Raw genomic sequence first — 7,838 nt, 5'->3', positions numbered from 1 at the left:
TTTTATTAAGTGAGGATTAAAATAGACATTTCATGTAAAATAAAATTATTTTGCTTAAAATGATCTACTAAAATAATAAAAAATTAATCAGAAGTATTGAAAAATACTACTTGATTTAAAGAGGAGGCAGAGACTGATTTAATTATCGAGTTATTGAGTTTAATAAGAAATATAGATATTAGAAAATTTAAAGATTCAAGTCATAGGCAAATAGCTAAATATATCCACATACACTTGAGAAAACGAGCCTTAAATTTGCTTAGAAATAGAAAAAGAGAATTAAGTTTCATGGAAATTAACTACTATATATTAGCGGATACAAGCAAAGCTAATGTAGAAGATACAGTCTTAATCTCAATATTAATTAAATCATTACCTAAAAAGCAACGAGATATTATTATAATGAAATATATTTATGAGTTATCGGATATGGATATAGCTAAAATACTAGGTATTAGTAGACAAGCTGTTAATAGACTCAAAAATAGAGCTTTAAATAATTTAAGGAAGTTTTTCTTAGAAGAAGGGGGTCATTCAATTGGATGAAAAAATAATTGAAATCGCCGCGAAGGAGAGTATATGGGTAGTATTAACTGTGGCTCTTATATTTTATATCCTAAAAAGTCAAGAAAAAAGAGATCTTCGACAAGAAGAAAGAGAAGTAAAATATCAAAATATTATATCTAACTTAAGTGATAAGTTGAATTTGATAGAAGATATCAAAGATGATATATGTAAAATCAAAAATTTTGTTTTTCAAAAGCAACCTTAACATATACATTTAATTACATCATATTTTATTAAAGGTAAAACAAATAATTTAATCAAGAATGTTTACATTTTACTCAAAAATGTGCTTGTATATAGTGAGAAGCAAATAACCGGTTATAAAATTCTCAAGGTATAAATCAATGTATGATTAGAATAAAAATCATAGAAATAAATCTAGTATACAAGACTATAAATGATTCAATACCACTTCTATGGTAATAGTTCAGCATGCTGAGTAGTAATAAAAATTAATTTAGAACAAAGGAGAGATTATGATGTCAAGTAAATATTTTGCTTATCCAACAACATATGAAGGTGAACGTGCTGTGCTGTATTATACAGGAGGTCCAATATACTATCATGTAGGTGGATCTATGGCTTGGAGAAATAATAATCCAGGAAATTGCTATTCTGGAAACTCTAGTGCACGATTTAATGAAATTGGTCAAAATGGCTCATTTGCTATATTCCCAACTTACTCTGATGGATACAACTGTATGGAATATGTAATATTCAATAACTACGGGTCACTTTCAATTGCAGATATGATGTATAATTATGCCCCACCTCATGAAAATGATACTGAAGCATACATTAGAATGATTGTAAATGAAACTGGTCTAAGTAGAGATACCATTCTTAATACTTTGAGCTCCAGTAACAAAACAAAGCTATTGGGAGTTATAATGAAAAAAGAGGGACAGCAAAAGGGAAGAATAGTAACTACAAATATATGGCCTGACTAAACCAATTAATTTTTTAATAGATTCTTAGTTATAATCGTGGTGGGATTGCTAAAAATCCTACCACGATTATTTCAGTACCTTTCAATTTAACATATGTTTGATACTTTTTTAGATGAAAACCATCTAAATTTTTAGTATAAAGTTCAAGCTTACAAGCCACATGTTGCCCTTAATAAATTATTACTACTAGTAATTATTCTGATAAATCTTTCTAAATATCTTTGACCCTTCATTATTGATTATTTATAGTTTTCTTGTCTTAAAGTCACTGTTGTTTTCGTCAACTTAATGTTCAATTAAAAATCTTTAAAATTAAGCTTTAGATAATACTCCTCTACAGGACTATAATCATGTATATGATTTTCATTAAGTAGCAGTATTTTTAATTTGCTAAGTCTTTTAAGAGGATTTATATCAGATATTTTATTATTATTTAATTTTAGCTCTGTTAGATTTACTAACCCACTCAGGACTCTTATATCTGCAATCTGATTATTAGACAAATCTAATTCTGTTAAACCCTCTAGATTACTAAGGGCACCTATGTCCGATATCTTGTTATAAGCTAAATTTAATTTGGTTAAGTTCTTTAGGTTTTGTAAGGAACTTATATCACTTATTTCTGCATCGAATAAAATTAACTCAGTTAAATTCTCTAGATTGGTTAAAATACTTATATCTCTTAGATTGCTTTTACCTCGGAAAAAATGGCTAGATAATTGTAGTTTTTGAAGATTGGATAAGTTGCTCAGATGACTTATATCTGCATCTCCATCATAGTCCAAATATAATTCAGTCAGATTAGTTAAAGTCTCAAAAAAGCTCAAATCGATAGACTTATAGAACCCTAAATTTAGCCAATTTAATTTTGTTAATTTATTTAAGCTATCTAAATCAGTGACATTGTTTAGATATAAACTAAGGTTCGTCAAGTTTGTTAAATTATTCAGGAAATTTATATCACTTAATTCGTAATTATAGAAGTATAATTCGGTTAAATTATTTAACTTTCCTAATACATGGGTATTTTCCAAATCAATATTTTCGCAATGTGAAATATTAAGTATCTTTAATTTAGATAAATTTCCTATAGGTCTTATATCCTTAACCAAAGTATTTCGTATATTCAATTGAGTTAAATTCTTCAAGTCATTTAGAGCACTTATATCACTAATATAGTTATTAGATAGATTTAACTTAACTAAAGTGGTTAAATTACTTATATTGCTTATATCGTTGATATCATTGAATGATAAGTTTAATTCTTCTAAATTGGTTAAATTTTCAATTCCGCTTAATTCTTTTATATTAGCCGAAACAACCTCCAGCTCAGTAATATTCTCCAAATCAACTTTATAAATTTGACCTGATGGTTTTGATATCTTTTCTCTAATTGCTTTCTCTAAAGAAGAATCAGAAAAAGCTATCGAATCATTACCGTAGTTTTCTGTTGTACTATCAAGACTTTGAATTAATTCCCTAGATTTACCTTGATTATAATGCATACCTACCCATGCTATACAAATACAGACTATAATAATAGCAAGGTATCTTTTCATTAAAATCCCCCCCTTACACATTAAAAATCTTATAATGTATATTTATTTTATTAGAATTAAAAATAACTTTATCTTATAAATATTGTTTATATATGCCTAGATATTTTTTAAAAAAAGCAGTACCCTTCTGATTATAGGTTATTATTATTTTATAATAAATTTCAATACTTTTCAATACAATCAGTTAATTTATGGCAAATCTCAAGTCTTTCAGATGCTTTGGTACTACAATCCTTATAAGACATTTTATTTTCATCATAGACAGTTATTGGGGCTGAATATTCTATGTATTTTTATACTCTCTTTAGTTCTTTCCCACTAAAATAATTTAACTATAGAATAAGGTTATTTAAAAAATATTATTCTATCGTAAATTAACACAGTGATAAAGAGTAGAAGTAAATAACCCCTACTCCTTTCTCCTACGTAGCTAGCCTAATAACAACCTCAACCCCATTAAAAACTTCTTTTCTTCTTTTACCCTTCCCTATATCTTTAAAAACGATATGTTTTTCGTCATGAATAAATTTCATAACAACATATCGTTTTCGTTGATAATTAGCCATCTCATGTTCTAATTCTACTATTGAATCTTCTGTATTCTTACTACGCACTCCACATGCCTTGAAGCGATGATTATGATGCCAAAGGTAGATATTATCCCCTTGGCGTCAGTTTACATCTTCAACAATTCTATGATTTATTCATTATTCTTTAATTAATTACACATAGATTATATCACGGCAACTATTATTTTTGATATCTAATTTACTTAAATAAAATCTGCCAACAATAAAACCCTCAGCTTACTGAAAGTCTTAGTCTTAGCAGGTTTTTAACAGAAACCTATTCACAAATTTTATAGGAGAGTTATAGCAAAATCCTAATAGGATTTTGCTATTTCATCTCCATGCCATGTTCAGGTATATTTTGTTCTACAATATCCATATCTTGAATGTCAGACTGTAGGACAATATCATATTTCTTACAGAATTCTTCCATCGTAAGTTCTTCTCCAAGAAAATTCAATCCATTCTCAAGTTTAAGAAACCCCTGTTTTTCAGGAATATCTATTTTACTTAGGACAAGAACTGTGCCAGCATAATTGACCATTACCTTGGGTTCAATGGTAAGAGGATTACTGGCATCATAATCCGAACCACGAAGATCATAGCAGTATAATGCCTCTGGTACACTACCATAAATACGAAGATTTGTAAACAGTGCCGATTTTCCGAATATCTCAATATGTTCATAACGTCTTTCTCTTGCATCTACAATCATTAAAAAACTCCTTTCATTTGGTAGCCACATATAATTCAATGAATTATATTTAGCATAGTTCTTTTTTCTGAAAACAAAAGAGCCGGAGAATTAGAATGCTAAAAACGCACTTTAACTCTCTGACTCTATCTATTTTTATTTCATCATCATAAATACTATACTACTCTATCATCATTGTTGGGTTATTATTCAAAGATTGTTCTCTATTTTCCTCCATCTTTTCAATTGCAGCTTTATAGATTTCTTTTGAAATAAGTGGTTCTGTCTTACATGGTCTATAGTCTTCCTTAGATAAAGATTCGATATTTTTTAAATATCTACCCTTTTTATTTTCGGAGAGAATACTAGTACCATAAGCATCCTCATAATTATCCTTATATCTTTCTTCTATTATATCAAGAAGTTCTCCTTCTAAAGGCATTTCTAGAAAATTTTCTATTTCACTTGATGTATCTCCTTGCCTATTTTTTTCATATTCCTCCATTCTCAGATTTAATTCTGCAACCATATATTTCTTAACCATGGTAAGTGAAACCCGTTCTTTTGCTTCTTCGTAGGGAATTTCTTCCCCTTCACATTCATCTATAATCTGCCTTATTAGAATATCCGGTGGATTATCCTGATATTCTATGACCATCTGATAAATCCATTTTACAATTTTTGATTCAGTTTCATTTACTTGAAGTTTCCCGTCTTTCCAATCATATCCTCTTGGCACATTCCTCTCCATAAAATACTCCTTTCCCGATTGATTGTAGTATAGATTTTTCAATATATTTTTAATTACATTATATCCATACCAATAATTACTATCAACTTTCTTTTGTAATATTAATATTAATTTTACTCCTTTAATGTAGGATCATGATTTAAGGTGATATTACCTAATATATAATGTTATCTATTCCATCTTCATTCCTAACTGATCTGTGTGGCATGCATTAAGCATATCCCCTATTTTCTCTGGTACATTGTCAAAATCTACATGATAGTCACGTTCTAAAGATACTGTATACCAATAATCATAAGGGATATAAGTTTGATTCACATATTCCCTTTCATAGGCAAATAGTTTTTCAGATCCTTGTTCAATTACACCTTTTGGAGTTAAAAAGAAAGTTCCCCAATGTTCACCAAAAGATTGAATATCAAGTGACACAATCCCAAGTCCAATATGTCCAGTATTTTTTCCCTTTATTATGGCGGGAACCTCTACAAATTCATAAGTACAACTATCAAGGTAATCTGTTTTATAAACTTCTATAAAAATGTCATGCATCTTTTTTAATGTATCCTTAGCATAGCTATCATCTTCTGAGTTACAAGATATGTCAAGTTTCTTTAAGTCCAATGTGAATAGTAAACCATTTAGCCGCATAATAAAGTCTCTTTGTAAATCTCTATCTTCCATAGTTCCACCTCTATTTTTATTTTATCTTGCTTTATTCTCTAATTAATTCCATTAAATATGGACTCCAACGACAGTAAAATATTGTCTAGAAAACCTTAAACTAAGACTTTTCTCTCCAACTTTATATTTTTGAAAGAGTAGTATATCCTACACCTCTTTCTTTTTTATAACTACTATCTACATTACATATTTCTTTCTTGAAATTTTCCAACTTTGCATTAAGAAGTCTTTGCCTTGCTTCATCGCTTAATTGTTCCATGCCCCCAACTCTTATATAAATTGCAACCTTTGGAGTTCTGTTTTCTTTATCTATATTTTTATAATTATTTTTCATAATCCCATCCTTTCTTAGTTTCAATATTTTGCTGTTACAATTGATCCTGTGATAAATTCAAAATGATTAAAAATATTAGTTCATTAATAGATTCCCCTTATTATGCGAGCAGTAACCACTTCTCATATTCTAGTTACTGCTCCTATATTTCTAGTCATAATAATCTACTATCTGTTCCATAACTATTCCTGATTCAAACTGTATCTTTAGTCTTTCACCTTTACTCACTTTAATGGTTTCAATTAACCTCCGTACCAAGTCCTCGTCAAATTCCCTTACCTGTGGACTTACAGTCTTTAAGGTACTATCCGCATCCATTAATCGCTGCTCGTACATCTCATCCCGTTTCTTCTCTTGTACAAGCCTTATTTTTGCCTTTTTAAGCTCATTTATCTCTTCGGATATCCTTTTGTATTCATCATCAAAATCTCCTGCTACAGCTCCTTGTTTTGCGTTTTCTTCGATTAATAATAGCATTTCTTTTTGCAGATTTTCTATCTTTTCATCATATTCTGTTGAGATATTTTTTGTAGAATAGTTGCCTATGACCCTGATAATATTTTCTCTGAATGCTCCTATAAAGTCTCCATTATTTTCTACTACATTATTAATAGCTGTCATTAATGTATGATGTAGGGGTTCTTCTTTAAGGGTAGGCGAGTTTTTACAAGTTGACTTTACACCATTTTTTAGTCTGTTTTCACATCTCCACACTGCACTTTTTTGCCCATATTTTGACCAAGTTTGTCTTCGATAGGGATGTCCACATTCGGCACATACTAATATTTCTGTTAGTGCATATTTAGAACTAAATTTACTTTTTTCCTTTTTTAGCTTGTTTGCTTTTCTTGTTACCGCCGATTTATTCAGGCTGGCACGTCTTGCTTTTTCCTCCTGCACCTTATAAAATATTTCCTTTGGTATAATGGCCTCATGGTTATCTTCGATATAGTATTGAGGTACGATTCCATTATTTTTTACTCGTTTTTTTGTAAGAAAGTCTACAGTATAGGTCTTCTGCATCAAGACATCTCCCATATACTTTTCATTAATTAACATTCTTTCAATTACACCAGGATGCCATGTGTCTTTTCCTGTTACCGTTTTAATTTTATCTGCTTCTAAGACCCTAGTAATCTCTAGAATACTAGAACCTTCTAAATACATTCTAAAAATACGTCTTACTATCTCTGCTTGCTCAGGCACTATGACCAGCTCACCAGTTTTTTTATCCTTGGTATATCCCATAAATTTTTTATGATTAACTGTGATGATTCCATTTTCATATCTTCTAACGATTCCCCATCTTGTATTTTCACTTATATTTCTGCTTTCTTCTTGTGCCTGACTGCTTAAAATGGTGATTAGTAACTCTCCTGATCCTTCTAAGGTATTTACCCCTTCTTTTTCAAATAATATGGCAATGTTTTTTTCCTTTAGCTTTCTTATTGTTTGTAAGGAATCTACGGTATTCCTTGCAAATCTGCTGACTGACTTAGTAATTATCATATCTATTTTTCCTGCCATACAGTCTTCTATCATAGCATTAAAATCGTCTCTTTTTTTCGTATTAGTTGCAGATATACCATCATCTGCATAGATACCCGCCAGTTTCCAATTAGGATTACTATTTATCTTCTCTGTATAATAAGCAATCTGGGCCTCATAACTGCCTTCTTGTTGTTCTAGTTTTGTACTAACCCTGCAGTAGGCTGCCACTCTTAGGACTTTTA

General features: G+C 29.9%; 10 protein-coding genes. 3 read left to right on the top strand and 7 right to left on the bottom strand.

Annotated elements, in window-relative coordinates; genetic code table 11:
• Window positions 1-141: 141 nt before the first annotated feature.
• The 3 genes from FYJ83_RS18895 (at window position 142) to FYJ83_RS18885 (ending at window position 1,517) form a co-directional block, all read left to right on the top strand.
• Window positions 142-546 (top strand): RNA polymerase sigma factor, encoded by a 405-nt coding sequence (locus FYJ83_RS18895; RefSeq protein ID WP_326828376.1) that lies wholly within the window; start codon window positions 142-144, stop codon window positions 544-546.
• Window positions 539-772, top strand: a complete 234-nt coding sequence (locus FYJ83_RS18890; protein ID WP_154443045.1) for a BhlA/UviB family holin-like peptide — start codon at window positions 539-541, stop codon at window positions 770-772. The genes FYJ83_RS18895 and FYJ83_RS18890 overlap by 8 nt, the downstream gene beginning before the upstream one ends.
• A gap of 274 nt (window positions 773-1,046) precedes the next feature.
• The gene (locus FYJ83_RS18885) at window positions 1,047-1,517 is read left to right on the top strand and encodes a hypothetical protein (protein ID WP_154443044.1); all 471 of its coding nucleotides are present in this window, start codon (window positions 1,047-1,049) and stop codon (window positions 1,515-1,517) included.
• Window positions 1,518-1,813: 296 nt separating this feature from the next.
• Here the strand turns inward: FYJ83_RS18885 and FYJ83_RS18880 are convergent, their stop codons facing one another.
• The 7 genes from FYJ83_RS18880 to FYJ83_RS18850 form a co-directional block, all read right to left on the bottom strand.
• Window positions 1,814-3,076 (bottom strand): leucine-rich repeat domain-containing protein, encoded by a 1,263-nt coding sequence (locus tag FYJ83_RS18880; protein ID WP_195838068.1) that lies wholly within the window; start codon window positions 3,074-3,076, stop codon window positions 1,814-1,816.
• Window positions 3,077-3,498: 422 nt separating this feature from the next.
• Window positions 3,499-3,690, bottom strand: a complete 192-nt coding sequence (locus FYJ83_RS18875) for a hypothetical protein (RefSeq protein WP_154443042.1) — start codon at window positions 3,688-3,690, stop codon at window positions 3,499-3,501.
• Between the two features lie 283 nt (window positions 3,691-3,973).
• Window positions 3,974-4,360, bottom strand: coding sequence for an LPD28 domain-containing protein (locus FYJ83_RS18870; RefSeq protein WP_154443041.1), 387 nt, complete (start codon window positions 4,358-4,360; stop codon window positions 3,974-3,976).
• Window positions 4,361-4,520: 160 nt separating this feature from the next.
• Complete coding sequence (locus FYJ83_RS18865; RefSeq protein ID WP_154443040.1) at window positions 4,521-5,090, bottom strand: hypothetical protein; 570 nt, start codon at window positions 5,088-5,090, stop codon at window positions 4,521-4,523.
• A 171-nt stretch (window positions 5,091-5,261) separates the two neighbouring features.
• Window positions 5,262-5,771, bottom strand: a complete 510-nt coding sequence (locus FYJ83_RS18860; RefSeq protein ID WP_154443039.1) for a hypothetical protein — start codon at window positions 5,769-5,771, stop codon at window positions 5,262-5,264.
• Window positions 5,772-5,892: 121 nt separating this feature from the next.
• Window positions 5,893-6,105 (bottom strand): hypothetical protein, encoded by a 213-nt coding sequence (locus tag FYJ83_RS18855; RefSeq protein ID WP_154443038.1) that lies wholly within the window; start codon window positions 6,103-6,105, stop codon window positions 5,893-5,895.
• Between the two features lie 150 nt (window positions 6,106-6,255).
• Window positions 6,256-7,838 (bottom strand): recombinase family protein (locus tag FYJ83_RS18850; protein ID WP_154443037.1); only part of this gene is annotated, 1,583 nt, incomplete at its 5' end.

This window comes from Tissierella pigra, from assembly GCF_009695605.1.
GTDB lineage: Bacteria > Bacillota > Clostridia > Tissierellales > Tissierellaceae > Tissierella > Tissierella pigra.
Note: the sequence above shows the minus strand (reverse complement) of the source record. Positions and strands in the feature narration are given on the sequence as shown.

Coding starts and splice junctions, on each gene's coding strand:
- FYJ83_RS18885 (WP_154443044.1), top strand. CDS start 1,047: ATGTCAAGTAAATATTTTGCTTATCCAACAACATATGAAGGTGAACGT.
- FYJ83_RS18870 (WP_154443041.1), bottom strand. CDS start 4,360: ATGATTGTAGATGCAAGAGAAAGACGTTATGAACATATTGAGATATTC.
- FYJ83_RS18855 (WP_154443038.1), bottom strand. CDS start 6,105: ATGAAAAATAATTATAAAAATATAGATAAAGAAAACAGAACTCCAAAG.
- FYJ83_RS18865 (WP_154443040.1), bottom strand. CDS start 5,090: ATGGAGAGGAATGTGCCAAGAGGATATGATTGGAAAGACGGGAAACTT.
- FYJ83_RS18880 (WP_195838068.1), bottom strand. CDS start 3,076: ATGAAAAGATACCTTGCTATTATTATAGTCTGTATTTGTATAGCATGG.
- FYJ83_RS18860 (WP_154443039.1), bottom strand. CDS start 5,771: ATGGAAGATAGAGATTTACAAAGAGACTTTATTATGCGGCTAAATGGT.